26 protein-coding genes are annotated in these 26,495 nt (G+C 71.6%); 15 read left to right on the forward strand and 11 right to left on the reverse strand.

The genetic code is table 11. The features are described from left to right. Positions 1–125: 125 nt before the first annotated feature. Positions 126–1,361, reverse strand: coding sequence for an alpha/beta hydrolase (locus AB0M83_RS31360; RefSeq protein WP_364522335.1), 1,236 nt, complete (start codon positions 1,359–1,361; stop codon positions 126–128). A 65-nt stretch (positions 1,362–1,426) separates the two neighbouring features. Here AB0M83_RS31360 and AB0M83_RS31365 point away from each other — a divergent pair, with 65 nt between their 5' ends. Beyond that, a complete protein-coding gene (locus AB0M83_RS31365) occupies positions 1,427–2,812 on the forward strand; it encodes a wax ester/triacylglycerol synthase family O-acyltransferase (protein WP_364522338.1) in 1,386 nt (461 codons plus the stop codon). Here the strand turns inward: AB0M83_RS31365 and AB0M83_RS31370 are convergent. Both AB0M83_RS31370 and AB0M83_RS31375 read right to left on the reverse strand, forming a co-directional pair. Beyond that, positions 2,796–3,293, reverse strand: coding sequence for a nitroreductase family deazaflavin-dependent oxidoreductase (locus tag AB0M83_RS31370; RefSeq protein WP_364522340.1), 498 nt, complete (start codon positions 3,291–3,293; stop codon positions 2,796–2,798). The genes AB0M83_RS31365 and AB0M83_RS31370 overlap by 17 nt on opposite strands. 15 nt (positions 3,294–3,308) lie before the next feature. Beyond that, a complete protein-coding gene (locus AB0M83_RS31375) occupies positions 3,309–4,163 on the reverse strand; it encodes an alpha/beta hydrolase (RefSeq protein WP_364522342.1) in 855 nt (284 codons plus the stop codon). Positions 4,164–4,253: 90 nt separating this feature from the next. Here AB0M83_RS31375 and AB0M83_RS31380 point away from each other — a divergent pair, with 90 nt between their 5' ends. The 6 genes from AB0M83_RS31380 (at position 4,254) to AB0M83_RS31405 (ending at position 9,555) form a co-directional block, all read left to right on the forward strand. Then, positions 4,254–5,324 carry an acyl-CoA dehydrogenase gene (locus AB0M83_RS31380; RefSeq protein ID WP_364522344.1) on the forward strand — a complete coding sequence of 357 codons (1,071 nt, stop codon included), beginning with the start codon at positions 4,254–4,256 and terminating at the stop codon, positions 5,322–5,324. Continuing rightward, positions 5,309–6,463, forward strand: coding sequence for an acyl-CoA dehydrogenase family protein (locus AB0M83_RS31385; protein ID WP_364522346.1), 1,155 nt, complete (start codon positions 5,309–5,311; stop codon positions 6,461–6,463). Before AB0M83_RS31380 ends, AB0M83_RS31385 begins: the two co-directional genes overlap by 16 nt. Further along, entirely contained in the window at positions 6,460–7,377 is a 918-nt protein-coding gene (locus tag AB0M83_RS31390; protein ID WP_364522348.1) for an OB-fold domain-containing protein, read from the forward strand. The genes AB0M83_RS31385 and AB0M83_RS31390 overlap by 4 nt, the downstream gene beginning before the upstream one ends. After that, positions 7,374–7,760 carry a MaoC family dehydratase gene (locus AB0M83_RS31395; protein ID WP_364522350.1) on the forward strand — a complete coding sequence of 129 codons (387 nt, stop codon included), beginning with the start codon at positions 7,374–7,376 and terminating at the stop codon, positions 7,758–7,760. Before AB0M83_RS31390 ends, AB0M83_RS31395 begins: the two co-directional genes overlap by 4 nt. Further along, the gene (locus tag AB0M83_RS31400; RefSeq protein WP_364522352.1) at positions 7,757–8,926 is read left to right on the forward strand and encodes a lipid-transfer protein; all 1,170 of its coding nucleotides are present in this window, start codon (positions 7,757–7,759) and stop codon (positions 8,924–8,926) included. The genes AB0M83_RS31395 and AB0M83_RS31400 overlap by 4 nt, the downstream gene beginning before the upstream one ends. An 80-nt stretch (positions 8,927–9,006) precedes the next feature. Beyond that, positions 9,007–9,555, forward strand: coding sequence for a DUF5134 domain-containing protein (locus AB0M83_RS31405; protein WP_364522465.1), 549 nt, complete (start codon positions 9,007–9,009; stop codon positions 9,553–9,555). Positions 9,556–9,861: 306 nt separating this feature from the next. Here AB0M83_RS31405 and AB0M83_RS31410 read toward each other — a convergent pair whose 3' ends face one another. Genes AB0M83_RS31410 through kstD form a run of 6 tightly spaced genes read right to left on the reverse strand, consistent with a single transcriptional unit; the run spans position 9,862 to position 15,285 of the window. Further along, positions 9,862–10,317 (reverse strand): riboflavin kinase, encoded by a 456-nt coding sequence (locus tag AB0M83_RS31410; RefSeq protein ID WP_364522354.1) that lies wholly within the window; start codon positions 10,315–10,317, stop codon positions 9,862–9,864. A 34-nt stretch (positions 10,318–10,351) separates the two neighbouring features. Further along, on the reverse strand, positions 10,352–11,200 hold the full coding sequence (locus tag AB0M83_RS31415) for a MaoC/PaaZ C-terminal domain-containing protein (RefSeq protein ID WP_364522356.1): 849 nt from the start codon (positions 11,198–11,200) through the stop codon (positions 10,352–10,354). Between the two features lie 9 nt (positions 11,201–11,209). Further along, positions 11,210–12,241, reverse strand: coding sequence for a ferredoxin--NADP reductase (locus tag AB0M83_RS31420; protein WP_364522358.1), 1,032 nt, complete (start codon positions 12,239–12,241; stop codon positions 11,210–11,212). Then, the gene (locus AB0M83_RS31425) at positions 12,234–12,491 is read right to left on the reverse strand and encodes a hypothetical protein (protein WP_364522360.1); all 258 of its coding nucleotides are present in this window, start codon (positions 12,489–12,491) and stop codon (positions 12,234–12,236) included. The genes AB0M83_RS31420 and AB0M83_RS31425 overlap by 8 nt, the downstream gene beginning before the upstream one ends. Continuing rightward, positions 12,488–13,624: a Rieske 2Fe-2S domain-containing protein gene (locus AB0M83_RS31430; protein WP_364522362.1), complete on the reverse strand. Its 1,137-nt coding sequence runs from the start codon at positions 13,622–13,624 to the stop codon at positions 12,488–12,490. The genes AB0M83_RS31425 and AB0M83_RS31430 overlap by 4 nt, the downstream gene beginning before the upstream one ends. Then, entirely contained in the window at positions 13,621–15,285 is a 1,665-nt protein-coding gene (kstD, locus tag AB0M83_RS31435) for a 3-oxosteroid 1-dehydrogenase (RefSeq protein ID WP_364522364.1), read from the reverse strand. Before kstD ends, AB0M83_RS31430 begins: the two co-directional genes overlap by 4 nt. Positions 15,286–15,385: 100 nt before the next feature. Here kstD and AB0M83_RS31440 point away from each other — a divergent pair, with 100 nt between their 5' ends. From AB0M83_RS31440 to AB0M83_RS31475, 8 genes are all read left to right on the forward strand, one after another. Next, positions 15,386–16,987 (forward strand): FAD-binding protein, encoded by a 1,602-nt coding sequence (locus AB0M83_RS31440; RefSeq protein WP_364522366.1) that lies wholly within the window; start codon positions 15,386–15,388, stop codon positions 16,985–16,987. Between the two features lie 31 nt (positions 16,988–17,018). After that, positions 17,019–18,182, forward strand: a complete 1,164-nt coding sequence (gene hsaA, locus AB0M83_RS31445) for a 3-hydroxy-9,10-secoandrosta-1,3,5(10)-triene-9,17-dione monooxygenase oxygenase subunit (RefSeq protein WP_364522368.1) — start codon at positions 17,019–17,021, stop codon at positions 18,180–18,182. Then, entirely contained in the window at positions 18,182–19,027 is an 846-nt protein-coding gene (gene hsaD / locus AB0M83_RS31450) for a 4,5:9,10-diseco-3-hydroxy-5,9,17-trioxoandrosta-1(10),2-diene-4-oate hydrolase (RefSeq protein ID WP_364522370.1), read from the forward strand. The genes hsaA and hsaD overlap by 1 nt, the downstream gene beginning before the upstream one ends. Further along, positions 19,027–19,938 carry an iron-dependent extradiol dioxygenase HsaC gene (gene hsaC / locus AB0M83_RS31455; RefSeq protein ID WP_364522372.1) on the forward strand — a complete coding sequence of 304 codons (912 nt, stop codon included), beginning with the start codon at positions 19,027–19,029 and terminating at the stop codon, positions 19,936–19,938. The genes hsaD and hsaC overlap by 1 nt, the downstream gene beginning before the upstream one ends. Further along, positions 19,935–20,474 (forward strand): 3-hydroxy-9,10-secoandrosta-1,3,5(10)-triene-9,17-dione monooxygenase reductase subunit, encoded by a 540-nt coding sequence (gene hsaB / locus AB0M83_RS31460; protein ID WP_364522374.1) that lies wholly within the window; start codon positions 19,935–19,937, stop codon positions 20,472–20,474. The genes hsaC and hsaB overlap by 4 nt, the downstream gene beginning before the upstream one ends. A 60-nt stretch (positions 20,475–20,534) precedes the next feature. Then, entirely contained in the window at positions 20,535–21,599 is a 1,065-nt protein-coding gene (locus AB0M83_RS31465; RefSeq protein ID WP_364522376.1) for a hypothetical protein, read from the forward strand. A 121-nt stretch (positions 21,600–21,720) separates the two neighbouring features. Beyond that, entirely contained in the window at positions 21,721–22,320 is a 600-nt protein-coding gene (locus AB0M83_RS31470; protein WP_364522378.1) for a hypothetical protein, read from the forward strand. A 59-nt stretch (positions 22,321–22,379) separates the two neighbouring features. Continuing rightward, positions 22,380–25,166: a transcriptional regulator gene (locus AB0M83_RS31475; protein WP_364522380.1), complete on the forward strand. Its 2,787-nt coding sequence runs from the start codon at positions 22,380–22,382 to the stop codon at positions 25,164–25,166. 7 nt (positions 25,167–25,173) lie between these two features. On the opposite strand, the gene AB0M83_RS31480 is transcribed toward AB0M83_RS31475, so the two are convergent. Then, the gene (locus AB0M83_RS31480; protein WP_364522382.1) at positions 25,174–25,428 is read right to left on the reverse strand and encodes a Smr/MutS family protein; all 255 of its coding nucleotides are present in this window, start codon (positions 25,426–25,428) and stop codon (positions 25,174–25,176) included. Then, on the reverse strand, positions 25,425–26,486 hold the full coding sequence (locus AB0M83_RS31485) for an MBL fold metallo-hydrolase (RefSeq protein ID WP_364522384.1): 1,062 nt from the start codon (positions 26,484–26,486) through the stop codon (positions 25,425–25,427). Before AB0M83_RS31485 ends, AB0M83_RS31480 begins: the two co-directional genes overlap by 4 nt. Positions 26,487–26,495 lie beyond the last annotated feature (9 nt).

Below are 26,495 nucleotides of genomic sequence, written 5' to 3' on the forward strand. Positions count from 1 at the left end.
CCCCACGCCTACGAAACAACAGCCCAGCCGGCTACCACACCTGCGATAGCCTGAGCTAACTCATCAACCCTGTCCGCCCAAACGGGGCAAGCCCAGCCAGGAATGAGTCATTCACTGCATAGCCACTACCGGTTCTCGGCCTTCCAGGCGTTGTACGTGTAGTCCAAGAACCGCGCCACCCCGCGGACCACGTGCGCCGACCGCACCGAAGTGAACACGTCGAACGCGTGCTGGGCCCCGGCCAGCTCCGCATAAGCCACCGGCTGCCGGGACTTCTCCCGCAACCGCCGCACGAACTCACGAGCCTCACGCACCGGCACCAAGGAATCGTCCCGTCCGTGGATCACGAAGAACGGCGGTGCCTCCGAAGAAATCCGGTCCAGCGGCGAAGCGGCGATGTAGTCGTCGAGGTGCCGCACCGGGTCGCGGTCCGCCGCGAACACCCGCCGCGCGATCAGGCTCTCCAACCGGTACTGACTCGCCCGGGATCCCGACGTCGCCGCGAAGTCGTACACCCCGTAGTGCGGTACGCATGCCTGAATGCTCGTGTCGACGTCCTCGAAGTCCGGCTGCAACGCCGGGTCGTTCTGCGACAACGCCAGCAGCGCCGATAGATGCCCTCCCGCGGAACCGCCCGTCACCGCCACGAAATCCGGGTCGCCCCCGTAAGCGGAAATCGAAGAACGGATCCACGCAAGCGCTTGCTTGGCCGCCACGATGTGCGCCGGCCAGCGGTGGGTCGGCGACAGCGGGTAGTTGATCGCGACGCACACCCAGCCCCGGCGCGCCAGGTAGCGCATCAGCGGCCGGCCCTGCTCCTCCTTGTTGCCGATCACCCACGCTCCGCCGTGGACCTGCAGGAGCACCGGGGCGCCGGTGACCGGCGACGAGGGCCGGTACACGTCCAGCAGGAACCGCTTGCCGCCCGGGGCGTACGCGATGTTGCGGTCGACGCGCACGTCCGGCGCGCCCATCCGGAACGGCAGCGCCAGCTCGCCCCACGGGAGCCCCAGGTCGGAGCGGCCCAGCTCGGCCGCGTAGTCCTCGCCCAGGGCGTTGGTCAGCGCCGCCTCGATCTCCTCGCGAGCGCCGTGACCCGTCCGGATCAGCGCGGCGAGCCCGGCGGCGGACGCGGCGGCCATCGCCAGCCCGGCCTGCGTCGAGCGGTCGCGGACGCCGTGGCGGGCCACCTGCACAGCGGTATCGGCGGCCGTCAACGCCAGGAACTGGGGTGCGAGCTCCGCGGTCAGCCACCCGGCGAAGAACGCCGGGATGGTCGTGGACCGGGCTCGCAACGGGCGGAGCGCGTTCGCGGTGAGGCCGAGCTGGACCGCGCGACGGATCAGGAAATTCGGCTGCACCACCGCGATGATACCGGCGAGTAGGGTGACGCGCCGCTCACCGGAAGTGGCTTACGCTGATCGTCATGCAGAGACTGAGCGGCCTCGACGCCAGCTTCCTCTACCTCGAGACGTCGTCCCAGGTCCTGCACGTCTGCGGGCTGCTCACCCTCGACGGCTCGACCGTTCCCGGCGGCTACACCTTCGCGAAGCTCGAAGCGCAGCTCGAAGAACGCGTCCGCAGGATTCCGGCGTTCCGGCGCAAACTGCACAATCCACTCTGGAACATCGGGCATCCCGTCTGGGTCGAGGACGAGGAGTTCGACCTCGACCACCACGTGCACCGCATCGGCGTGCCGGCCCCCGGTGACCGCACCGAGCTGGCCGCCCTGTGTGCCCACATCGCGGGGCAGCAGCTCGATCGCGCGTACCCGCTCTGGCAGCTGTACGTCATCGAGGGCCTGGCCGACGGCCAGATCGCCGTGCTGCTGAAGATGCACCACGCGAGCGTCGACGGCGTGAGCGGGGCCAGCCTGATCACCTACCTGGCCGGGCTGGAGCCCGACGCGCCGATGCCGGAGATCGAGGACCACCGCAACCCGGTGCTGCCCTCGCCGCTGAACCTGCTCCGCACCGGCGTCGAAAGCCTCGCGAAACGCCCGGCCGAAATCGCGCGGCTGCTGCCGGACCTGCTGGAGCTCGTCCCTCGGTGGCTCGGGAAAGCCCTGCGCGGCAAGGGGATGCCGATCCCGTTCACCGCGCCGCGGACGTCGCTGAACGGCACGATCACCGGGCACCGCAGCGTCGCGTTCGCCCAGCTCGACCTCGACGAGGTCAAGGACGTGAAGAACGCTTTCGGGGTCACGGTCAACGACGTCGTGCTCGCGCTCGTCGCCGGGGCGCTGCGGGAGTTCCTGGCTGCCCGCGGCGACCTGCCGGACGACCCCCTGGTGGCGACCGTCCCGGTGTCGGTGCACGACCGAACCGAGCGCGACCACGGCAGCAACAAGGTCTCCGCCTTCTTCGCCTCGCTCCCGACGCACCTGGCCGACCCGGCCGCGCGGGTGTTCTTCCTCGCCGAGGCCAACCGGCTGTCGAAGGACCACCACTACGACATCGACGCCGACATGCTCCAGGACTGGGCGCAGTTCTCGGCCGCGACGGCGTTCGGCCTCGCCGTGCGCGCGTACTCGGCGCTGCGCCTGGCCGAAAAGCACCCGGTGGTGCACAACCTGGTCGTCTCCAACGTGCCCGGCCCGCCGATGCCGCTGTACCTGCTCGGCGCGCGGATCACCGGCTTCTACCCGCTCGGCCCGGTCTTCCACGGCGCCGGCCTGAACGTCACGGTGCTGTCCAACGCCGGGAAGGTCCACGTCGGCCTGCTCGGCGCGCGGGAGCTGGTCAAGGACCTCTGGCCGCTCGCCGACGCGCTGCCGGAGGCCCTCGCCGACCTGGTCAAGGCCGCGGGCTGAGCACCACCACGGGAATCTCCCGCTCGGTCCAGGCCTGGTACTTCGCAAAGTCGGCGTACAGCTCCACCAGCCGCGGCCACAGGTCGGCGCGCTCTTCCGGCGAGGCCACCCGGGCCGTGACGGGCACGTCGCGCCGGCCCTTGAGGTGGACGCGGGTTTCGGGGTGCGCCAGGAGGTTGCGGTACCACTGCGGGTGCCGCGGCAGCCCGCCCTGGGAGCCGACGATGACGAGGTCCTCCCCGGACCGCAGGTAGAGCAGCGGCGTCGTGAACAGCCGGCCGGACTTGCGCCCGCGGTGCTCGAGCAGCAGCGTCGGCACGGGCTTGCGGAACCCGGCCCCGATCCGCCAGGTGCTGCCGACGCGCCCGCCGGTCAGCTTGAAGACCGCCACCTGGGCTTTCGACCCGTACTTCATGACGTTGGCCGTCACCGGTGAGTCCAGGCCGCCGGGCTTCTCATCGGGCAGGCTGAAGCGTCCCATCGTGAGTTCCTTCCTTCAGAGGGAGTGGACCGCAGCGAGCAGGGCGGGCACCCAGCGGTCGGCGGCGAGCACGCAGGCGGCGTGCCCGGCCGCGACCTCGTAGGTCGCCGCGCCGGGGATGCGGCGGGCCAGAGACCGCTGGTGGTCGGGGGCGATGAACCGGTCGCGGCTGGTCACGACGACCGCCGCGGGCAGCCGCACCGTGGGGAGCCAGCGCGTGGAGTCGAACCGGCCGATCTCGTCGACGGCGACCGCGATCTCCCACGGCGTCGTCGACCGGAACTCCCGCAGCCCCCACCGGTAGTCCCCGACGCGCTCACGCGGGACGGCGGCGGCCACGGCCGGCAGCTGCACGCGCTCGCGCAGCTGCCGCAGCGTCCGGCCGAACACGTCGAGCGCGACGCGCTGGCGCAGCCCGCGGCGGAAGTTGCTCGCGGTCGAACACAACACCAGTCCGGTAACACGTTCTGGTTCCGCGTGGGCGACGAGCTGGGCGACCATCCCGCCCATCGAGTACCCGGCGAGCGCGAACCGCCCGATGCCCAGCGCGTCCGCCACGGCGGTGACGTCGCCGGCGCAGTCGGCGAGCCGGAACTCCGGCGACCGGATGCCCCGGCCGTGCCACCGCTGGTCGAACACGACGACGCGGTGGTCCCTGGCCAGCCGGTCGAGCGCGGGGTACCAGGTCAGCAAGCCTGTGCAGGCCACCGAATGCAGCAGGACGAGCGCGGGCGCGTCCCGCGGGCCGACGTCGGTGACCACCGTCCGGCCGCGCCCGGGCAGGTCGAGGGGGACCGGTTCGGGCACACCCGCGGTCGGCGGCACGGTGATCCGCCGGCGGCGCGCGCCGCCGCGTTCGGTCACCGCCATCCAGGTCCTCCGCCGGGGGTTGCCGTGCTGACCCTTTCCGGTTAAGACTAGAACAGGTTTCAGTATTGCGCCGAACCCGGAGGGACGGGCGTGGACTTCACCCTTGACGATACGCAGACGGAGATCGCCGCCCTCGCCGCGAAGGTGCTCGGTACGGACGACGCTCCGTGGCGCGCGCTCGCGGCCTCGGGCCTGCTCGCCCTCGCGCTGCCGCCCGATCTGGAGGGTGACGGCCTGGGCATCGCGGAGATCGCGCAGGTCCTCACCGAGGTCGGCCGCGCCGCCGCGCCGGTGCCCGCCTACGCCGCCCTGGCGCTGGGGGTCCTGCCGATCGAAACCCTCGGCACGCCCCAGCAGCGCGCGGATCTCCTGCCGCCGGTCGCCGCGGGGGAGGCGCTGCTCACCGCCGCCCTGCACGAACCGTCCGCCCCGCTCGCCGCCGAGCCCGCGACGACCGCGCGCCCGGGCAACGGGAAGTGGCTGCTCACCGGCGTGAAGACCGCCGTTCCGTACGCGAGCGAAGCCGCCAGGATCCTCACGCCGGTGTCCACACCCCACGGCACCGCCGTCTACCTGGTCGACCCGCACGCCGACGGCGTCACGCTCGTGCGGACCCCCACCTCGGCCGGCACGCCCGAGTACACCGTGCGGCTGGCCGACGTCGCCGTCGAGGAGACGGACCTCCTGTTCGACCGGGGCGCCGTCGAAGCGCTGCACCGCCTCGCGCTCGCCGGCGCGCTGGCGGTCGGCGACGGCCTCCTGGCCGGCGCCCTCGCCCTGACGGTCAAGCACGTCGGCGAACGCGTCCAGTTCGGCCGGCCCCTCGCGACGTTCCAGGCGGTGGCCGGCCAGATCGCCGACGTCTACGTCGCCTCGCGGACCGTGCACCTGGCCGTGACGTCCGCGGTGTGGCGGCTCGCGGCCGGCCTGGACGCGGACGCCGAACTCGACGTCGCCGCCTACTGGCTCGCCGAAGAGGCGCCCAAGGCTCTCGCGACCTGCCACCACCTGCACGGCGGGGTCGGCGTCGACGAAACCTATCCACTGCACCGGTATTCGTCGGCGGTGAAGGACCTCGGCCGGACGCTCGGCGGCGCCGCGCACCGGCTCGGCAGGCTCGGCGAACGAGTGGCGGGGGTGCGCGGATGCACGTCGAACTGAGCGCGGCGCAGAAAGCACTGCGCGCCGAACTGCGTGATTACTTCGCCGGGCTGGTCAGCCCCGAGGAACGCCGGGCGATGCTGCGCGAGCGGCACGGGCCGGTGTTCCGCGAGATCGTCCGGCGGATGGGCCGCGACGGCCGGCTCGGCGTCGGCTGGCCGGTCGAGTACGGCGGGCAGGGCTTCGGCGAGATCGAACAGCACCTGTTCGTCGACGAGGCCGTGCGCGCCGACGTCCAGCTGCCGTCGGTGACGCTCCAGACCGTCGGGCCCACGCTGCAGCAGTACGGCACGGACGAGCAGAAGTCCTTCTTCCTGCCCAAGATCCTGGCCGGGGAGATCCACTTCGCGATCGGCTACACCGAGCCGGAGGCCGGCACCGACCTCGCGGCGCTGCGGACGACGGCGGTGCGCGACGGCGACGAGTACGTCGTCAACGGCCAGAAGATCTTCACCACCGGCGGCCACGACGCCGACTACATCTGGCTCGCCGTGCGGACCGCGCCGGACGCGCCGCGGCACAAGGGCATCTCGATCCTCATCATGGACACGAGCGACCCCGGTTACTCGTGGACGCCGATCATCACCTGCGACGGCGCCCACCACGTCAACGCGACGTACTATTCGGACGTTCGCGTGCCGGTGAACCGCTTGGTGGGTAAGGAGAACGAAGGCTGGCGGCTGATCACGACGCAGCTCAACCACGAGCGCGTCATGCTCGGCCCGGCCGGGCGGATCGGCGGGCTGTACGACCGCGTCCGCGCCTGGGCCGCCGCCCACGGCCTGCTCGACCTCGCCGACGTCCGGGCCGTGCTGGCCGAGACGTGGGCGGTGACGCGGGTGAACGAGCTGCTGAACTGGCAGGTCGCGGTGTCCTCGGCGAGCGCGCCGGTGGCCGTCGCCGACGCGTCCGCGACCAAGGTGTTCAGCTCCGAGGTCATCCAGCGGATCGGCCGGAACCTGGAAGAGCTGGTCGGGCGCCACGGCGACCTGGCCGACCCGGACACCGCCGAGCTGGCGGAATGGCTCGACGTCGCCGCGAAGCGCAACATCGTGCTGACGTTCGGCGGCGGCGTCAGCGAAATCCAACGGGAGCTGATCGCCTCGATCGGCCTGGGCCTGCCGAGGGTGCCGCGATGAACGACCAGGACATCATCGAAGCCGCCGAGAAGGTCGCCGCCCGCGGCGAGTGCGCGCCGCGGCTCGCGCGCGACCCGGTGAACCAGGCCATGGTGAACAACTGGGTCGAGGCGATCGGGGACGGCAACCCCGTCTACACCGACCCGGAGTTCGCCGCGCGGAGCGTCCACAAGGGACTGATCGCGCCGCCCGCGATGGCCCAGGTGTGGACGATGGGCGGCCTGAACGTCCCGCGCGGGACCGACGACCCGCTCGGCCTGATGATGGAGCTGCTGGACGAAGCCGGGTTCACGTCCGTCGTCGCGACGAACTCGGAGCAGACCTACCACCGCTACCTGCGCCCCGGCGAACAGGTCGAGGTGCGGACGGCGCTGGAAAGCGTCGTCGGCCCCAAGAAGACCGCGCTGGGGGAGGGCTGGTTCGTCACCACGCGGGCGCGGTGGTACGTCGGGGACGAGGCCGTCGCGGAGATGATGTTCCGCGTGCTCAAGTTCCGGCCGCCCGCCCCGAAGCCGCCGCCGGCGCCGGTGCTGCGGCCGGTGATCAGCCGCGACACCGAGTTCTTCTGGGCCGGCCTTCGCGAAGGCGAGCTGCGGATCCAGCGCTGGGGCGAGACCCTGCGGCACCCGCCCGGGCCGATGCCGCCCGACGGGTCGCTGGACGCGAAGCCGGACTACGTCGTCGCCAGCGGGCGGGGCACCGTGTTCTCCTACGTCGTGCACCACCACCCGCCGGTGCCGGGCAAGGATCTTCCGTTCGTGGTGGCCCTGGTGGAGCTGGAAGAAGGGGTCCGCGTGATGGCCGAACTGCTGGACGCGTCACCCGAGGAGGTCCACATCGGACTGCCGGTGGTGGCGGCGTTCGTCCGCGTGGACGACGACCTGACGCTGCCGGCCTGGAAGGTGGCGCGATGACCGTCATCGAAGGGACCGAGCTGCCGCCGCTGACGATCGAGGCGACGCCGACGTTCGTCGTCAGCACCGCCCTGGCCACCCGCGACTTCCAGGACGTGCACCACGACCGCGACGCGGCCGTGGCGCGCGGGTCGAAGGACATCTTCCTCAACATCCTCACCGACACCGGCCTGGTGCAGCGGTTCGTGTCGGCGTGGGCCGGGCCGGAGGCGCTGATCCGGTCGATCAAGATCCGGCTCGGCGTGCCGTGCTACGCCTACGACACGCTGACGTTCACCGGCCGCGTGGTTTCCCGTGCGGGCAATGACGTCGTGATCTCGGTGTCCGGAGTGGACTCGCTCGGCGAGCACGTCGCCGGGACGGTGGAGGTGACGCTGCCGTGACGCTCTCGGGCAAGGCCGCGATCGCCGGGATCGGCGCGACGGAGTTCTCGAAGGACTCCGGGCGCACCGAACTGCGGCTGGCGGCGGAATGCATCTCCCACGCCTTGGCGGACGCGGGACTGTCGCCGTCCGATGTGGACGGACTGGTGTCGTTCACGATGGACGGCAACGCCGAGATCGCCGTGGCCCGCGAGCTGGGCATCCCCGAACTGAAGTTCTTCAGCCGCATCCACTACGGCGGCGGCGCGGCGGCGGCGACCGTGCAGCAGGCCGCGATGGCGGTGGCGACCGGCGTCGCGGACGTCGTCGTCGCCTACCGGGCGTTCAACGAACGGTCGGGCATGCGGTTCGGCCAGGTGTCCTCGGCCGCGGCGGGGCAGGTCAACTCGTCCGGCGTCGACAACGCGTTCCACTACCCGATGGGCATCGCGACCCCGGCGGCGACGGTGGCCATGGTCGCCCAGCGCTACCTGCACGACTACGGCGCGACGAGCGAGGACTTCGGCCGGGTCGCCGTCATCGACCGCAAGCACGCGGCGACCAACCCGAACGCGTGGTTCCACCAGCGACCGATCACCCTGGCGGAGCATCAGTCGTCGCGCTGGGTGGCCGAGCCGCTGCACCTGCTCGACTGCTGCCAGGAGAGCGACGGCGGGGTGGCGCTGGTCGTCACCAGTGTCGAGCGGGCGCGTGAGCTCGCCCAGGCGCCGGCGGTGATCGCGGCGGCGGCGCAGGGGAGCGGGCCGGACCAGTACGTGATGACCAGCTACTACCGCGACGACCTGGCCGCGCTGCCCGAGATGGGCGTCGTCGGGCGGCAGCTGTGGGACCAGTCCGGGCTCGGACCGTCCGATGTGGACGTCGCCGTGCTGTACGACCACTTCACGCCGTACGTGCTGATGCAGCTGGAGGAACTGGGGTTCTGCGGCCGCGGGGAGGCGAAGGACTTCATCGCCGACGGCGCGCTGGAGCTCGACGGCGTGTTGCCGCTCAACCCGCACGGCGGCCAGCTCGGCGAGGCGTACATCCACGGCATGAACGGCATCGCGGAGGGCGTCCGGCAGATTCGCGGCACGGCGGTCAACCAGGTCGCCGGCGCGGCGCGGGTGCTGGTCACGGCGGGGACGGGCGTGCCGACGAGCGGCCTCGTCCTGACGGGTGACTGAGGCGTCACCTCATTGACGGCTGGTGCCCGGCCGTCGTGGATGTCACGGTGGAGACACCTTCCACGACGGAGAGTGAGGCGATGGTCGTCGACTGGGCGCTCACCGCGGTGTTCGCGGCGCTGGCGCTGCCGTGCGTGCTGCGGCTCGTCCGCCTCGACTACCAGCGGCTGGGCCCCGGCGTCCGCCACGGTGATCTGGCCGAGCTGCTGCTGGTGGTCGCGATGGTCGCGATGTTGTCCCCGGTCGGCGGCCCGATCCCGGCGGCGGGCTGGCAGGCGGTGCTGGTGCTGACGGCGGGCTGGTTCGCGGTGGCCTGGTGGCGGAACCGGGCCTGCGCCCACCACGCGCTCTCGGCGGCGGCGATGCTTTACATGGTGACGGCGATGCCCCACGGCGGCACGGCGCACGGTCCGTGGCTGACGATGGCGACCATGGACGCGCGGCTGGCGTTGCCGCTGGTCGCGGTGGCGGCGGCGGGCTATTTCGTGCTCGACGCGGCCCGCGCGGGGGTGCTCGTGGTGCGCGGGTCGGCGGTCGCCGCGGGCGGGCCCGGGCAGGCGTCGCGTGCGGTCTGCCGGGCGGTGATGGGGGCCGGGATGGGATACATGCTGCTGGCCTCGGCTTTGTGAGCCTGGGCCGGGTACCGCGAATGACTCATTCGCGGCGCCGGAGGTCCCGAATGAGTCATTCGCGACACCCGGCCGGGTGAGAGGCCGCGCCCGCCAGCCCGCGGTCCGCCGGAGTTCGGATGGTGAGCGCCCGAACTCGCGTGATCGGGCCCGGAACTCGTGTGATCAGGGCCGGAACTCGCGTGATCCGGCGCGGATCTTGCGTGCGCTGAGAGGTATCGCATGTGTTTGGAGGGGCATCTCGCGTGCGCTGAGGGGTATCGCGTGTGTTTGGAGGGGCATCGCGCCGGGTGGAGCCCGGCGCGTTCAGCCCTTGATGCGGCGGACCTCGCCCAGGGGGCTTTCGCCGGCGGGCGGGAGCCCTGCCGCCGGGTGGGCGGCTGTCCACTGGGTGGCCGCCGCGATGTCGGTCTTCAGCGCCGTGATCAGGTCCTCCGCCGAGGCGTACGCCTGCTGGTCGCGCAGGTGGGACCCCAGCCACACCACCAGCGTCTCGCCGTACAGGTCGCCCGTGAAGTCCAGCAGGTGGGCCTCCAGCAGCCGGTAGCCGTCCGCTCCGTAGTACGTCGGGCGGCGGCCGACCGAGATCGCCGCCGGGACGCGCGAACCGTCGGCCCGGCCCACCCAGCCCGCCCACACGCCGTCGCCCACGGAGCCCGCCTGGTCGCCCAGTGCGATGTTGGCCGTGGGAAAGCCCAGCTCACGGCCACGCTGGTCGCCCGGCTCGACCGTGCCCCGCACCACGAAGTATTCCGAAGTCACCCCTCCACGTTAGCGGGCGACCGCCGGGACACTCTCACGAAGTGGACACCAGCACCGTGTCCGCCAGCACCGGCGCGTCGTCGCGCTCCACCGCCGTCGTCGTCACGAGCAGCCGGTCGGACGAGCGCCACACCCGGATCCGCAGCGTCTCGCCCGGGAACACCACTCCGGCGAACTTCGTCGCGAACGACGCCACCCGTGCCGGGTCGCCGTCCAGGAACTCGTTCACCAGCACCCGCGCCACGACCCCGTACGTGCACAGCCCGTGCAGGATCGGCTTCGGGAACCCGGCCGCCGCGGCGAACGCCGGGTCCGCGTGCAGCGGGTTCCGGTCGCCGCACAGCCGGTACAGCAGCGCCTGCTGCGGCAGCGTCGGCGTCTCGAAGACGAAGTCCGGCTCGTGCGAAGGCCATTCGATGCGATCCGACGGACCCCGCGAGCCGCCGAAACCCCCTTCACCGCGGGCGAAGATGCTCGACCGGGCCGTCCACAGTGGATCACCCGACGACGACGTCACCGCCACCTCCTGGATCACCACCGCGGCCTTGCCCTTGTCGTACACGTCCGCGATCCGCGAGCGGGCCACCGCCTTCCCCGACGTCGGGATCGGCCGGTGCAGCGTGACCTCCTGCTTGCCGTGCAGCACCTTCGCCAGGTCGATCTCCACGCCCGGGAACGACAGCGCCGGCGGCTCGAAGACCCGCAGGTTGGCCGCGACCGTCGCGAACGTCGGCAGCACCACCAGGTCCTGCTCGTAGGTGTAGCGCAGCTCGTCCGGACCGGCCCCCAGCGCCAAGTGGTAGAGCAGCACGTCCGACGACGTCCAGGCGAAGTTCACCTCGCCGATCTCGGCGCCGACGGCGACCGCGGGATCGATGGGCACGCGGAGCTCCTATTCGTAGCTGATCGAGACGTCGTCGGTGACCGGCAGCGACTGGCAGGCCAGCACGATGCCGTCCGCGATGTCCTCGGCGTCCAGGACCTCGTTGTGCAGCATCTTCACCTCACCCGACACGACCCGGCACGCACACGCACTGCATTGTCCCTCGCGGCACGAGTACGGCGCGTCCATCCCCGCCTCCAGCAGGTGGTCGAGCAGCTTCCGCCGCCGCGGCCAGGCCATCGAGCGCGTGTCGCCGTCCAGGGAAACGGTCAGCGACGCCGGCGCCTCGTCCGACGCCGGCTCCTCCTCGACGGGGACGTCTTCGAACGGGTTGCCCGTCAGCGACGTGAACTTCTCGACGTGCACCCGGTCCCGCGGCACGCCGAGCTGCCCGAGCGCCTCGCGCGCGGCCGCCATGAACGGCGCCGGCCCGCACAGGAAGGCCTCGTGAGACGTGTACGCCGTGGCCAGCCCGCGCAGCTGCGAGACGTCCGGCAGCCCCTGCACGCTCTCCAGCCAGTGCACGACGACCAGGCGGTCTCCGTAGCGCTTCGCCAGCGACGCCAGCTCGCCCGCGAAGATCACCGAACTTTCGTCGCGGTTCGCATAGACCAGCACGACCCGGCCGGAACCCTGCTCCAGCGCCGTCTTCAGGATCGCCATCACCGGCGTGATCCCGCTGCCGCCGGCGAACAGCAGGAAGTCCTCGTCCACCGACGCCGGGCAGAACACCCCCGCCGGCGCCAGGACGTCCACGGTCATCCCGGGGCGAAGCGACGAGCAGACCCAGCTCGACCCGTACCCGCCGTCGGTGCGCTTGACCGTCACCTGCACGCGGTTCTCGTGCGGCGCGCTCGACAGCGAGTAGCACCGGGCCACCGAACCGGTCCGGTCGCTGGGGATCTTCACCGTCAGGAACTGGCCGGCGGAATACCGGAACGCCTCGGCGTGCTCGGCGGGGATCTCGAACACGACCGACCGCGCGTCCGGCGTCTCGACGACGACGTCGGCGACCGTCAGCGTGTAGACCCGCTCACCCATCGGCCACCGCCAGCGTGCCGTCGCGCACCGCGTCGCCGATGCTGTCCGCCAGCTTCGGGCACGTGTCGAGCAGCGCCGACGGCCCGTCCGCGTCGGCGAACACCGGGCACGTCTCCGCCGGTGAGGACGTCCACTGGATGCTCGTGTGCTGGATGCTGTTCTTCTTCACCAGCACGCACGTCCCGCAGCTGCGGCACTCGTGCGGCCGCAGCCCGCCCGACAGGAACTCGGCGGTCTCGGCGGTGGTCACACTTCCGCCTCGGTCTTCCGGCGGGCCAGGTTCTCCGCCACCTCGGCCGCCCACGCCTCGTTGGCCTTCGAAGTGTCCACTTCGAACTCGAACCGCCGGGTCATGTCCTCGGTGACGTCGGCGACGTCGACGTAGAACTGCTGGTACCAGCGGCGAAGCTGGTAGACCGGACCGTCCTCTTCGCACAGCAGCGGGTTGTCGATCTGCGTCTTGTGCTTCCAGATCTCGACGTCCTGCAGGAACCCGGCGCCGATGCCCTTGGCCAGCTTCGCCGCGATCTTGTCCGCGTGCTCGTCGGTCAGCCCGTTCTGCTTCTTGACCTTCATCCCGTACTGCAGCACGAACGACGTCGGCGTCACGGGGTAGTGGCAGTTGATGAGCACGCTTTCGATCTCGTAGCCCTGGAACGAGTTCACCAGCTTGTTGATCATGTAGGACGGCCCGAAGTACGACGCCTCCGACCGCAGCAGGTTGTCCTCGCCGCCGTAGTTGGACGCCATGCCCATGTCCGGGCGGCCCTTGGTGTTGAGGTACTGCGTCGCGATGTGGCCCTCGAAGACGTTCTTGAAGTACGTCGGGTAGGCGTAGTGGATGTAGAAGAAGTGCGCCATGTCGACGACGTTGTCGATGATCTCGCGGCAGTTGGAGCCGTCGATGAAGATCGAGTCCCACGTCCAGTTGCTCCACTCGGAGCTGTCGGCGGCTTCGATGTGCGGGATCGCCAGCTCCTCCGGCGGCGGGTTGCCTTCCGGGTCGTGCCAGACCATGAGCTGGCCGTTCTGCTCCGACGCCGTCCACGACCGCGTCCGCGCGCGCAGCGGAACCCGCTTGGCGTAGGGGATCGAGACGCACTTGCCCTTGCCGTTCCAGCGCCAGTCGTGGAACGGGCACGCGACCTCGTCGCCCTTGACCGTGCCCTGGGTGAGGTCGCCGCCCATGTGCCGGCAGTAGCCGTCGAGGACGTTCAGCTCTCCGTGAGAGTCGGCGAACACCACCAGCTTCGTGCCGAACGCCGTGACCGCGTGGGGTTTCCCGTCGCGGAAGTTCTTCGCCAGGCCGAGGCAGTGCCAGCCGCGCGCGTAGCGGGTCGGCGGCTCACCGGCGTAGATGGTGCGTACGGACTCCTGCGTCATCGCTCGCCTCCCGTGGTCCTCTGATCTTCGTGCGCCAGCCGCGTCGCCGCAAGGTAGCCGAACACCATGGCGGGACCGATGGTCGCGCCCGGCCCGGCGTACGTCCGGCCCATCACGGCCGCGCTGACGTTGCCCGCGGCGTAGAGGCCCGGCACGGCGGAGCCGTCTTCGCGCAGGACCTGCGCGTGCTCGTCGGTGCGCAGGCCGCCCTTGGTCCCCAGGTCGCCCGGCACGATCTTCACCGCGTAGTAGGGCGCCTTGTCGAGCGGGCCGAGGCTGGGGCTGGGTTTGTTGCGCGGGTCGCCGTAGTAGTGGTCGTACTTGCTGACGCCGCGCTGGAAGTCTTCGTCGACGCCGTTGCGCGCGAAGCCGTTGAAGCGCTCGACGGTCGCTTCCAAGCCGTCCGGCGGGACGTCCATCTTCGCGGCCAGCCCGGCCAGCGAGCCGGACTTCACCGCGATCCCGGCCTTGAACCAGCGCCCGGGCAGCGGCTGGCGCGGCCCGACGCCGGTGAACATGTACCGGTCCTTGTAGCGCTGGTCGAACACGAGCCAGGTCGGGATGTGCTCGCCCGGCCCGTCACCTTCGCCGTACATCGCGTGCACGGCTTCGACGTAGGGCGCCGACTCGTTGACGAACCGCTGCCCGCGCGCGTCGACCATGATGCAGCGCGGCCGCGACCGCTCGGCGAGCGCGAACCACGGCCCGCCGGTGAGCGGCAGCGACGGCCCCCACCAGGCGTCGTCCATCAGGTCGAGGGCCGCGCCCAGCTTGAGGCCGGCGGTGATGCCGTCGCCGGTGTTGGCGGCCGCGCCGACGGTCCAGTCGGTGCCGATCGGCGCGCGCTGGTACTTCTCGCGCATTTCGAGGTTCTGCTCGAACCCGCCGCTGGCGAGGATCACGCCCCGCCGGGCTCCGATGACTCCCTGCCCGGTGACGACGCCGGTGACGCGGTCGTCCTCGACGTGCAGGTCGACCAGCGGGGTGTTCAGCCGGACGTCGACGCCCGCCCTGGTCAGGCCCACCCGCAGGCCGGCCGCAAGCGCTTGCCCCATGCTCAGCAGCCGCTGCCCGCGCAGCTTCCCGGCCAGCCACTGGACGCCGAGCGACAGCACCCGGACGGCGCCGCGCGGGTGCCGGGCCAGCAGGCTCAGCCAGCGGTAGTCCGCCTGGGTGATGGGTACGCCGAGCGGGGGAGCGCTGTAGGGCGGTTCGAGGTGGGCCAGGTCGTCGCCGAGCAGCTTGCCGTCGAAGGCCATCGGCTCGACCGACCGGCCGCCGGGGCGCCCGCCCGGCGCTTCGGGGTGGTAGTCGCTGTAGTCGCGGACCCAGCGGAACTTCAGTGGCGTGTGGTCGCAGACGAACTTCAGCACCTCGGGGCCGTGCGCGAGGAACGTGTCGCGCCGGACGGCCGGGACGACGTCGCCGACGATCGAGGCCAGGTACTCGCGGGCCCGTTCGGGTGGTTCGTCGATGCCGGCGGCGCGCAGCGCGTGGTTGCCCGGCAGCCAGACCCCGCCGCCGGAGCGGGCGGTCGAGCCGCCGAAGCAGGCCGCCTTTTCGAGGACGACGACGCTCAGACCGGCTTTCGCCGCGGCCAGCGCGGCGGTCATCCCAGCGGCTCCGCTGCCGACCACGACGACGTCGAACTCCTCCGTCATGCCACCTCACCTGTAACGTGTTCCACAAGAAGAGTATCCAGTTGAGAGTCGCTTTCGGCCACCATAGACGAGAACGTGTTCCAGTTCTAGGGTGGTGACCATGGACGAACTCGTCGCGGACGTGGTGATCGTGGGGTTCGGGGCGGCCGGCGCCTGTGCCGCCCTGGAAGCGGCCGACGCGGGCGCGGACGTCGTCATCGTCGAGCGCTTTGCCGGCGGTGGCGCCAGCGCGGTCAGCGGTGGCGTGGTCTACGCGGGCGGCGGCACGCGCCAGCAGCTCGACGCCGGTGTCGACGACTCCGTCGACGCGATGTACGCCTACCTGCGGCTCGAGGCCGGCGACGTCGTGTCCGAGAAGACGTTGATGCGGTTCTGCGAGGGCAGCCGCGAGATGATCTCCTGGCTGGAGACCAACGGCGTGCCGTTCGAAGGCAGTCTCTGCCCGTACAAGACGTCGTACCCGAGCGACGAGCACTACCTCTACTACTCCGGCAGCGAAGCCGCCGGCGGCTTCCGCGACGCGGCGAAGCCGGCTCCGCGCGGCCACCGCGTCAAGGGGCCCGGCACCTCGGGGAAGATGCTGATGGCGCGGCTCAAGGAGGCCGTCCGCAAGCGCGGCATCCGCGTGCTGACGCAGACCACCGCGCGGGCCCTGGTCCGCGACGGCGAAGGGCGCGTCACCGGCCTCGTCGTCGACTCGCTCGGCGACGCGCCCGCGTGGGTGCGGGCCCGGCACCAGCGCTTCGCGCAGTACGCCGCGAAGCCGGGCATCTACGTGCCCGCGCTGCGCAAGTCGCTGCACCGCCGGGTCGAGCGCTTCGAGCGCAGTCACGGCCGTGAGCTGCGGATTTCCGCGCGACGCGGGGTCGTCCTCGCCGCGGGCGGGTTCATCGCCGACCGGGAGATGGTGCGCGAGCACGCGCCGCAGTACCGTGGCGGGCTTCCGCTCGGCACGTCCGCCGACGACGGCTCGGGCATCCGGATGGGCATCGAGGCCGGCGGTGCGACCGGCGAGCTGGGCCGGATCTCCGCGTGGCGGTTCGTCACGCCGCCGAGTGCGTTCCTCGGCGGGATCATCGTCGACGCCGAGGGGATGCGGGTCATCGACGAAGCCCGGTACGGCGCCGCCGTCGGCGAGAAGCTCATCGAGGAGCACGGGAGCAAGGGCTGGCTGCTCGTCGACGCTCCGATCGTGGCGGAGGCCCGCCGGGACGGCCGGAAGCAAAGCCAGTGGTTCCAATGGCTTCAGCTGCGGTACCTGCTGCGCCGCGGCCGCGTGCTCGGCTCCACGCTGGACGAGGTGGCGCGCAAAGCCGGGGTCGACGCCGAGGGCCTGCGGGCGAGCGTCGAGGCGTACCACGGCGACGAAGACCCGGTGGGCAAGCCCGCCGAGTTCCGGCGGCGGCTGGAGCACCCGCCGTTCTCGCTCATCGACATCTCGGTGCGGCCCAACCTCGGTTACCCCACGCCGATGCTCACCCTCGGCGGCCTGGTCGTCGACGAGGACACCGGCGCGGTGCGGAGCGCGGCGGGGGAGCCGATCGCCGGGCTGTACGCCGCCGGCCGCACCGCCGTGGGAATCTGTTCCAGGTCCTACGTCAGCGGGCTCTCGCTGGCCGACTGCGTGTTTTCCGGCCGCAGGGCGGGGATCAACAGCGCGCTGGCGCAGGGCGTTCTCGACAAAAACGAGAACGTGTTCTAGTCTTGGCGCAGCGAGAAAGAGAGGACTGCGCATGAGCGAGCAGGTGATCGCCGGGGTCCGGGACCTCCTGCCGGTCCTGCGGGAACGGGCCCAGGACACCGAGGACGCGCGAAACGTGCCCGAGGAGTCCGTCAAGGCCCTGCAGGAGACCGGGTTCTTCAAGCTGCTGCAACCGAAACCGTACGGCGGTTTCGAAGCCGACCCGGTGAGCTTCTACACCGCGGTGAAGCTGATCGCGAGCGCGTGCGGGTCCACCGGCTGGGTCGCCTCCATCCTCGGCGTCCACCCGTGGCACGTGGCGCTGTTCGACGCGCAGGCCCAGCAGGAGGTCTGGGGCGAGGACGAAGACGTGCGGATCTCCTCGTCGTACGCCCCGATGGGCAAGGCGGAGGTCGTCGAAGGCGGCTACCGGCTGTCGGGCCGCTGGAGCTTCTCCTCCGGCTCCGGTCACTGCACGTGGGTGCTGCTCGGGGGACCCGCGTTCTCCGGCGGCAAGCCGGTCGACTTCTGCACGTATCTCCTGCCCATCGCGGACTACACCATCGTGGACGTCTGGGACACCGTCGGCCTGCGCGGCACCGGCTCGAACGACATCGTCGTCGAGGACGTCTTCATCCCGCAGCACCGCGCGCTGAGCTTCATCGCGACGTCGAAGTGCAAGGTGCCCGGCCAGGCCGTCAACCCCGGCCCGCTGTACCGGCTGCCCTACGGTTCGGTGCACCCCAGCACGATCACGGCACCCATCATCGGCATGGCGCAGGGCGCCTACGACGCGCACGTCGAGCACCAGCGCAAGCGCGTGCGGGCCGCGTACGCCGGCGAGCAGTCCAAAGAGGACCCGTTCGCCAAGGTGCGGATCGCCGAAGCCGCCAGCGAGATCGACGCCGCGTGGCTGCAGCTGACGCGCAACATCGACGAGCTGTACGAACTGGCCAAGCGCGAGGAACGGCTGCCGTCCGACCTGCGCCTGCGCGTCCGGCGTGACCAGGTGCGCGGCACCGAACGCGCGATCTCCGCGATCGACCGGCTCTTCGAGAACTCCGGCGGCCGCGCGATCCAGCGCGGCACGCCGATCCAGCGCTTCTGGCGCGACGCGCACGCCGGCCGGGTCCACGCGGCCAACGACGCCGAGCGCGCGTACGTCATGTTCGGCACCGGGGTCTTCGGGCTCCCCGTCGAGAACGCGATGTACTGATGGCCGGTCCGGAAGGGAAGTACGTCCAGGCGGGCTCGCTGAAGCTGCACTACCACGAAGCCGGCGCCGAACACGCCGAGACCGTGATCCTGCTGCACGGCGGCGGGCCCGGCGCGTCGGCGTGGAGCAACTTCGGGCGCAACCTGCCGGAGTTCGCCAAGCACTACCGGACGATCGCCGTCGACCAGCCAGGCTTCGGGCGCTCGGACAAACCGGCCGAGCATCCGCAGTACTTCCGCCACAGCGCGGACGCCGTCGTCGGCCTGATGGACGCCCTCGGCGTCGAGCGCGCCCATTTCGTCGGCAACTCCCTGGGGGGCGGGGCCGCGGTCCGGCTCGCCTTGAACCACGGGAAGCGGGCCGGGCGGCTGGTCCTCATGGGACCCGGCGGGCTGAGCGTCAACGTCTTCGCGCCCGACCCCACCGAAGGCGTCAAGAACCTCGGCAAGTTCGCCGCGAAACCCAGCCGGGAACGCATGGAAGCCTTCCTGCGCATCATGGTCCACGACCAAGGGCTGATCACCGACGAGCTGATCGACGACCGCTTCGCCGCGGCGAACACGCCGGAGTCGCTGGCCGCGATGCGGGCGATGGGGATGTCGTTCGCCCAGCCCGAAACCTACGAAGAAGGCATGCTCTGGCGCGAAGCCCACCGCCTGCGCCAGCGCGTGCTCCTGATCTGGGGCCGCGAGGACCGCGTCAACCCCCTCGACGGGGCACTCATGGCGCTCAAGACGATTCCGCGCGCGCAGCTGCACGTGTTCGGCGGCTGCGGGCACTGGGCCCAGCTGGAGAAGTTCGACGAGTTCAACCGGCTGGCCCTCGACTTCCTCGGGAGTTCCTGATGGGCATCCGGTCACTGGGCTACCTCCGCATCGAAGCCACCGACATGGCCGCGTGGCGCGAGTACGGGCTCAAGGTGCTCGGCATGGTCGAAGGCAAGGGCACCAACCCCGATGCGCTCTACCTGCGCATGGACGACTTCCCCGCGCGGCTGGTCATCTCGCCCGGCTCCGCGGACCGGCTGGCCGTCACCGGCTGGGAGGTCGCGAACGCGGGCGAGCTCGCCGAGCTCCGGTCGCGTTTGGACGGTGCCTCGGTGCCGTACAAGGAGGGCACCCCCGACGAGCTGGCCGATCGCCGCGTCGACGAGCTGATCAGCTTCGACGACCCGTCCGGGAACACCCAGGAGGTGTTCCACGGCGTCGCGCTGCAGCACCGGCGCGTCGTGAGCCCCTACGGCCACACGTTCGTCACCGGCGAGCAGGGTCTCGGCCACGTCGTCTTGTCCACAAAGGACGACGAAGCGTCGCTGCGGTTCTACCGCGACGTCCTCGGCTTCCGGCTGCGCGACTCGATGCGCCTGCCGCCGCAGATGCTCGGCCGGCCCGCCGACGGCCCGCCCGCGTGGCTGCGCTTCTTCGGCTGCAACCCCCGCCACCATAGTCTGGCGTTCCTGCCGATGCCGACGCCGAGCGGGATCGTGCACCTGATGGTCGAGGTGGAGAACACCGACGACGTCGGCCTGTGCCTCGACCGCGCGATCCGGCGGAAGGTGCCGATGTCGGCCACGCTCGGCCGGCACGTCAACGACCTGATGCTGTCGTTCTACATGAAGACCCCCGGCGGTTTCGACGTCGAGTTCGGCTGCGAGGGCCGCCAGGTCGACGACGACAACTGGATCGCCCGCGAGAGCACCGCGGTTTCCCTGTGGGGGCACGACTTCTCGGTCGGCGCGCGGCCGCCCGGGTCATGACCTCGGTGGCGGTCGACCAGACCGAGTTCCGCAGTGTGCTCGGGCACTTCTGCACGGGCGTCACCGTGGTCACCGGCCGGGACGGCGACACCCTCGCCGGGTTCGCCTGCCAGTCGTTCGCCGCGCTGTCGCTCGACCCGCCGCTGGTGCTGTTCTGCCCGGCCCGCACGTCGCGGACCTGGCCGGTGCTCGCCGCGGCGGGCCGGTTCGCGGTCAACGTCCTGGCCGAGGACCAGCAGGAGGTCAGCGCGGTGTTCGGGGCCCGCGGCGAGGACAAGTTCGCGCGGATCGGCTGGACGCCCGCGCCGTCCGGGGCCCCGCTGCTCGACGGCGCGCTCACCTGGATCGACTGCGCACTGGAAGCCGTGCACGAGGCCGGCGACCACTACGTCGTGATCGGGCGGGTGACGGCGCTCGGCACGCCGTCGGACGCCCGGCCGCTGCTGTTCCACCGGGGCCGGTACGCGGTCACCGAGCCGGCCCGGGACGCGTTCGCGGCGCTGATGCCCTGGCCGCGTCCCGACGACTGGCTCTGACGTAACGGCCGCCGCGCCGCGGGCGACTTCCGGGGAAGTCGTCGCCCGAGGAGGACCACCGTGCAGCTGTGCGGTTTCCCGGCCGCCGAGGTCGAGTTCGACCGGGCGGGCGAGCTCGTCGGCGACCGGGGCGCGGGCGTGCGGGCGATCGCCGTCGAAGCCACCGATCTGCTCGTGCTCTGCCACGGCTGGAGTCACCGGCTCTACGCCGCGCTCGCCAAGTCCCTGCGCTCGGTGCGCGACGGCGTGCCCGGCCGCCGGGTCGCGCTCGCCTGCGTCCGGTGGCCGTCCCCCGAGTCGCCCGGCGCCGACCTCGCGGAGCGGCTGGACCGGCTGCGGGACCTCCGGCCCGGGGAACGGCTCACCATCGACGCGGCCGCCGACCTCGTGCCGGCGCTGACGGCCCGCGCGACCGCGCGCACGGCGTTCGCCGCCGCCGTGCTCTCCGTGGCCACCCGAGGTGCCGAAGACCACGAAGACGCGTCGGCGCAGCTGTTCTCCCTGCCCGGCGGCACGGTCATGGACCGGCTCGCGAAACCGGCGGCCGAGCGGCTGCTCGACTACCTGGTGCACTACGAGCTCAAGGCCCGCGCGAGCACGGTGGGGGAGCACGGGCTCGCTCCGCTGCTCGGCGCGCTCGCCCGGCCGGGCCTGCGGATCCACCTCGCCGGGCACGGTTTCGGCGGCCGGGTGGTGACGGCGGCGGCGAACGCGCGTCCGGCCGGCTCGGCGGCCACGGTGGCGCTGCTGCAGGCGATGGTCTCGCAGTACGGCTTCGCCGCGGACCGGGGCGACGGGCAGCCCGGTGAGTTCCGCCGGATCCTCGACGAGCGCGTCGTGACCGGGCCGATCCTGATCACGCACACCCTCCACGACGTCGCCGCCGACGTCCCCTACTCGATCGCGGAAATGCTGGTGGGCGGCTCCTACGGCGGCATCGGCCGCCACGGCGCGCAGCGGACGCCCGAAGCCGTCACCGCCGAGCTGTTACCGGTGAGCGGGACCTACCGTTGGCGTCCGGGCGTCCCGCACAACTTGCCGGCCGACGGGTTCGTGCGCGGCCACGACGACGTCGGCGGCCCGGAGATCGCTCACGCGTTGTGGTCGGCGATCGCGGCGAGTTAGGGCGACCGGGTGGTTGTGCAGGGTTTCACAGGTGGGCCGCATCCCAATCACGAGAGAAAGTCGAGCCTTAGCGCGCACACTGTTACCCAGTTGCAGTGTTTCCGGGAGGAGTGTGTCGCGCATGCGTGGGCCCAGCGGACGGATCGCCCGGTTCCGGCGCCGGTTGCACCCCGGCCGCAATCCGCTGACCAGGTTCGGCGACCGCGTCGAGGCCGCGCTGCTGGCGCTGGTCTTCGCCGGCGCGCTGCTGGCGCTGCCGTTCGCGGCGGCGTTCGGGTCCGACACCTACGCGTCGCAGACCGCCCGCGCCGAGCAGGAACGCACGACCCGGCACCCGGCGACGGCGGTGTCCCTGGCCGCGGCGCCCAACCAGCCCTACAGCACCGACGGCGCGGGAGCCCCGGCCGACCAGACGACGGTCCAGGCCGCCTGGTTCGACGCCCGCGGCGCCCGCCACACGGGCGACGTCCTCGCCGACGCGGGCAGCCCGGCGGGCACGCACGTGCCGGTGTGGCTGGACCAGCGCGGCGAGCTGGCGAACGAGCCGCTCTCGCCGGCCACTTCGGCGGCGGACGGAGTCTTCGCGGCGATCCTGCTGTGGGTCGCGATCACCGGGTCCCTGGCGGGGTTGTACGGAATCGCCCGGTTCGCGGTGGGCCGCTTCCACTCCGCGGCGTGGGACCGGGCCTGGGCCGAAGCCCGCCACGACAGCCGGTTCTGAGTCACCGAAAAGCCGATATCGCCCGGCCGGGACGCTCACGTTCGTTAACATCCCGCTCCGTGACCGCTTCGCCACAGGCCGACTCCGGTTCCCGGAGTGACCACGGGAACCCGGACAGCAGGGCCCCGGAGGATCTCGTCGACGAGCTGGGCAAGCTGGCCGGCGAGGTGCTCGACGACCTCGAGCGCCGGCTCGACCGGAAACGTCCGGAGATCGACCTCGGCGAGCTGCGCCCGGACGTGATCACCAGGGTGACGGGCGACTGGCCGGCTTTGCTCAGTGAGGTGAAGAGCGAGACCGCCGCGCTCGAGGACGCTCGCCAAGCCCTGTCGGCCCACCGGCACCCGCCCGGCCCCCCGGCCGGTCCGCCGGATCTCCGGGACAAGAGGGCACACGCGGCGCTCGGCGCCGCGCTCGCGCTCGGCGTGCTCGGTCCGGTGGCCTTCTGGCAGTTCCTCCAGGCGCCCTTGAGCCCCACCGGCCACTTCTGGGTGGCCGTGGCCGTCGTGGTCGTCGGCTTCGCCCTGCTCCGCCCGATTTACGTGGCCGTCGAGCGGGCGGGTCGCAGGCTCACCGGCGTACCGGCCCGCGGTGGCGCGGGATGGCCGTTGGTCACCGGCTTCGTCACGGTGTACCTGCTGATGCTCTGGCGGTACTGGACGGCTTTCGAGGAGTTCGCGGGCCCGGTGCTGTCGAAGGGAGTCTGGATCGTCGCGGGCGTGGGCATCCTCGTGCTGGCTTTCGGCGCTTACGCGGCCACCAACGAGCCCGCTCGACCGGAGCTGAAAGCGCGCCGCATCCCGACCTCGGTCGTCGGCCGGGAAGTCCGCGTCACCGCAGTCGCGATGGTTCTCGCGGCTCTCGTGCTGACCGGAGTGGTGCCGGTGCCGGGGCCGGATTGGGTGAGCTGGTCGTCGGCCGATGTGCTGGCCCTGCTGACGATGGTGCTCGGGGGGCCGCTGGTGCTGAGCGCACGACTGCCCCGGTGGCTGTCGCGGGACGTGAGCCGCGTCGGCAGCCGCGGGTGGAAACAGCAGGAAGACCGGCTGGCGAAGAAATGCGAAGAGGCCATGAGCGCGTGGCGGAAAGCAGCCGAGGGACCCGTCCGGCAGCTGGTCGTGCACCACACCAACGAGGCGCGCCACCCACCCTTCAGCACGGTGCTGCCGAGCTACGACCCCCGCGCCCTCGGCCGTATGCGCGCGGACCAGCCGATCGCTCGCAAGACCGCGGCCGGCCAGCGGCTGGAGATGGTGCTGGCCGGCCTGAGCGGTGGCGCGGTCGGCGTGGCGGGACCGCGGGGCGCCGGCAAGTCGACCTGGCTCGAGGCGTTCCGGGACGGCAAGCTCCAGGACTTCCGCGACGCGCACATCGCGTTGCTCGAGAGCGTGCCGGTGCGCTATGACATGCGCGAGTTCGTCCTGTACCTGTACGCCCGCATGTGCGGCGCGGTCATCAAGTTCTGCGACGGACCCGGAGGTGGCGATGCCGGGCAGCCGGCCTTCCGGCCGGTCTGGCGCGCCCGGCTGCGGCGGTGGTGGCCGTTCGCCGCGATCGTGGCCTCATGGCTCGTCCTGGGACTGGCCGGCTCCCTGTCGTTGCGCGACCCGAAGGTCGACATCAGGACGTGGCTCACGTCGCTCTGGTGGCCCGTGGTGTCGTTGTTCGGGGTGGGCGGTCTGCTCGCCGTGGCGGTGCGCCACCGGCCGGCCGGTCCTCCCGCTCCCGCACCGAGCCGCGCAGGCGGACCGGGGGAAACACCGCCGGAAGACCTGCCCGCGCTGCGGCGCCTGGCGGTGGACCGGCTCGAGGAGATCGAGTTCCAGCAGAAGCACACGGCGGGCTGGTCGGGGAAGGTCGGTGTGCTCGCCGGTGCCGAAGTGGGACTCAGCGGCTCGCGGGAGGTGACCCGGCAACCCCGGACGTACCCGCAGATCGTTCGCGATTTCGGCGAGTTCCTCAGGGCGACCGTCGCGTGTGTCGAGCGAGAGCCCGGCGTCGCGACCCCCTCGGTGGTGATCATCCTCGACGAGCTCGACAAGATCGCCACACCGGAAGCCGCCCAGGACTTCGTCAACGAGATCAAGGCGCTCGTCGACGTGGGCGTGCCGGGATTCCTGCTGCTCGTGTCGGTGTCGGAAGACGCCCTCGCGTCCTTCGAGCGGCGCGGACTCCCGGTCCGGGACGCGTTCGACAGCACGTTCGACGTCATCCTCCGGCTGGAGTACCTGACCCTCGGCGAAGCGAAAGAGATGTTGAGCAATCGCGTCCTCGGCCTGCCGGAGCCCTTCACCTGCCTGGCCCACTGCCTGGCGGGCGGACTGCCCCGGGAACTGATCCGGGTGACCCGGGAGATGATCCGCGAAAGCGGCTCACTCCCTGACGTCGCGCACCGGATGGTCGCCGGGGACCTGAGGAACAAGCTCGGCGCGCTGCGCACGGTCGTCGCACACGGCACCTACGACGACGTCGCCGCGAGTGAACTGGTCCGGCACGTCGACGCGCACGCCGTCGCCGACCCGGCCGTGTTGCTGCGCGCGGTGCGGCAGCCACCTGCGGCCGCCGGCCACGCGGCGGAGCCGGCCTCGTTGCACCGGTTGCGGCTGGAGACGCTCGGGTACCTCTACTACCTGGCCACCGTGCTCGAAGTGTTCGGCGCCGGCTTCGCTCCGGCGGATCTCGACCGTGGCCGCACCGAGGGGGACACGTCCTTCGACACCCTCGGCTCGGTGCGCCAGCTCTTCTCCGTCAACGCCCGGCTGGCCTGGCTGACCGTCAGCGCGTTCCGCCAGGCGTGGGAGCTCGCGACCGTCGCGCCACCCGATGCCGACGAAGCCGGGCGGTGACTCGCCTTCACTTCCAGCGGAAGTGCACGAACACCCGGCCGAAGTTGTCCTTGTCCTTCTCGATCCGGTGGTAGAGCGCTTTGACGTCCTTGCGCTCGAGGAACCGCAGGACGTGCTTCTTCAGCTGGCCTGAACCCTTGCCGGGGATGATCTCGACGAGCGGTGCCTTCTTCGCGACGGCCTCGTCGATGATCCCCTTGAGCGCCCGGTCGATCTCCCCGCCGCGGTTGTAGATGTCGTGGAGGTCCAGCTTCAGCTTCACAGCGCCTGCCACCAGCCGTCGACCGGGGGCGGCTCCGTCACGTCGATGCGCTCGCCCGGGCGGGGGATCGCCAGCGCCAGGTCCGCCGCCTTCGCCTCCCGCCACACCCGGTCCGCCGGCTCGCCCCACGGGTGCATCGCCAGCTGGAACGTCGCCCAGTGGACCGGGATCAGCAGCTTCGCCCGGACGTCGAGGCCCGCCGCGACGCCTTCCTCCGGGGTCATGTGGATGTCCGGCCAGTGCGGGGCGTACGCGCCGACCTGGATCAGGGCCGCGTCGAACGGGCCGTGCCGCTCGCCGATCGCGGCGAAACCGTCGAAATATCCCGTGTCGCCGCTGTAGAACACGCGGTGCGCCGGCCCCATCAGCGCCCACGACGTCCACAGCGTGTCGTCGTTCGTGATGCCCCGGCCGGAGAAGTGCTGGGCCGGCGTCGCGACGAAGCGGACGCCGGCCACCGTGGCCTCTTCGTGCCAGTCCAGCTCGATGATGCGCGACGCCGGGACGCGCCAGCGTTCGAGGTGCGCGCCCACCCCGAGCGGCACCAGGAAGGGCGCCTCGGACGACGCGACCAGGGTGCGGACCGTCGCCAGGTCCAGGTGGTCGTAGTGGTCGTGCGAGATCACCACCGCGTCGACCCGGCCGACCCCGGCCAGCGTCACCGGGGGCTCGTGCAGCCGCCGCGGGCCGGCGAACGCCGCGGGCGACACCCGGTCGCTCCAGACCGGATCGAGCAGCACGCGGGCGCCGTCCAGCTCGACCAGCGCCGACGCGTGGCCGTACCACGTCACGTGCAGGCCGTCGGCCGACAGCACCGGCTCCGACGCCACCAGCGGCACCGCGCCGGCGGGCTTGCGCAGCTCGCGGTGCTCGCCGAAGAACATCTCGCGGAAGATCGTCCGCATCGCCGCCGCCGTCATCGGGTGCCGGGGCGCCACGTTGCGGAACACCTTGCCGTCGAACTGCGGCGAGGTGCGGACCCGCTCGGCCCGGGCGCCGGCGGCCTTCGCGCCGAACGCCGCCGGCAGGTCCCGCAGGGCCGCGATCGTCTTCCTCATACTCCGAGT

The organism is Amycolatopsis sp. NPDC051106 (assembly GCF_040682775.1).
Taxonomy (GTDB): Bacteria; Actinomycetota; Actinomycetes; order Mycobacteriales; family Pseudonocardiaceae; genus Amycolatopsis.

What these genes read in the sequence shown, in the direction of transcription:
- AB0M83_RS31370 (WP_364522340.1), bottom strand. Translation starts at nt 3,293, where the DNA reads ATGGGACGCTTCAGCCTGCCCGATGAGAAGCCCGGCGGCCTGGACTCA.
- AB0M83_RS31375 (WP_364522342.1), bottom strand. Translation starts at nt 4,163, where the DNA reads ATGGCGGTGACCGAACGCGGCGGCGCGCGCCGCCGGCGGATCACCGTG.
- AB0M83_RS31420 (WP_364522358.1), bottom strand. Translation starts at nt 12,241, where the DNA reads ATGGGTGAGCGGGTCTACACGCTGACGGTCGCCGACGTCGTCGTCGAG.
- AB0M83_RS31440 (WP_364522366.1), top strand. Translation starts at nt 15,386, where the DNA reads ATGGACGAACTCGTCGCGGACGTGGTGATCGTGGGGTTCGGGGCGGCC.
- hsaD (WP_364522370.1), top strand. Translation starts at nt 18,182, where the DNA reads ATGGCCGGTCCGGAAGGGAAGTACGTCCAGGCGGGCTCGCTGAAGCTG.
- hsaC (WP_364522372.1), top strand. Translation starts at nt 19,027, where the DNA reads ATGGGCATCCGGTCACTGGGCTACCTCCGCATCGAAGCCACCGACATG.
- hsaA (WP_364522368.1), top strand. Translation starts at nt 17,019, where the DNA reads ATGAGCGAGCAGGTGATCGCCGGGGTCCGGGACCTCCTGCCGGTCCTG.
- AB0M83_RS31365 (WP_364522338.1), top strand. Translation starts at nt 1,427, where the DNA reads ATGCAGAGACTGAGCGGCCTCGACGCCAGCTTCCTCTACCTCGAGACG.
- AB0M83_RS31485 (WP_364522384.1), bottom strand. Translation starts at nt 26,486, where the DNA reads ATGAGGAAGACGATCGCGGCCCTGCGGGACCTGCCGGCGGCGTTCGGC.
- AB0M83_RS31430 (WP_364522362.1), bottom strand. Translation starts at nt 13,624, where the DNA reads ATGACGCAGGAGTCCGTACGCACCATCTACGCCGGTGAGCCGCCGACC.
- AB0M83_RS31470 (WP_364522378.1), top strand. Translation starts at nt 21,721, where the DNA reads ATGCGTGGGCCCAGCGGACGGATCGCCCGGTTCCGGCGCCGGTTGCAC.
- AB0M83_RS31405 (WP_364522465.1), top strand. Translation starts at nt 9,007, where the DNA reads ATGGTCGTCGACTGGGCGCTCACCGCGGTGTTCGCGGCGCTGGCGCTG.
- hsaB (WP_364522374.1), top strand. Translation starts at nt 19,935, where the DNA reads ATGACCTCGGTGGCGGTCGACCAGACCGAGTTCCGCAGTGTGCTCGGG.
- AB0M83_RS31395 (WP_364522350.1), top strand. Translation starts at nt 7,374, where the DNA reads ATGACCGTCATCGAAGGGACCGAGCTGCCGCCGCTGACGATCGAGGCG.
- AB0M83_RS31385 (WP_364522346.1), top strand. Translation starts at nt 5,309, where the DNA reads ATGCACGTCGAACTGAGCGCGGCGCAGAAAGCACTGCGCGCCGAACTG.
- kstD (WP_364522364.1), bottom strand. Translation starts at nt 15,285, where the DNA reads ATGACGGAGGAGTTCGACGTCGTCGTGGTCGGCAGCGGAGCCGCTGGG.
- AB0M83_RS31390 (WP_364522348.1), top strand. Translation starts at nt 6,460, where the DNA reads ATGAACGACCAGGACATCATCGAAGCCGCCGAGAAGGTCGCCGCCCGC.